Annotated in this window: 1 protein-coding gene; it reads right to left on the bottom strand. The window is 59.8% G+C overall.

What is annotated here, in order from left to right:
- A partial coding sequence (locus BK660_RS31840) for a class I SAM-dependent methyltransferase (protein WP_221178669.1) occupies positions 1-256 on the bottom strand: 256 nt, incomplete at both ends.

Below are 256 nucleotides of genomic sequence, written 5' to 3'. Positions count from 1 at the left end.
CAGTGACAGGCGAGGAACTGGCCGTCGGCAGTCAGGCAATCACTGGCCCGACGGATCACGTCTGTCAGATCTTCACCATCGAGGTAGTAGCCGATCTCGCTAAATACGATCAGGTCGAATTTTTCCTCCGGCCAGTCGCCGGGAAGACGGTTTTGCCGCACTTCAGCGTGATCGAACAGGCTCAAACGCGTGCGCGCCAAAGTCACCGCCGCACTGGCCGTGTCACAGCACAGCAAGCGATCGCAACGACCGGCGA

It is taken from the genome of Pseudomonas brassicacearum (genome assembly GCF_003732265.1).
Lineage (GTDB): Bacteria > Pseudomonadota > Gammaproteobacteria > Pseudomonadales > Pseudomonadaceae > Aquipseudomonas > Aquipseudomonas brassicacearum_D.
The sequence above is the reverse complement of the archived record's forward strand: the minus strand, read 5'-3'. Positions and strand labels throughout refer to the sequence as shown.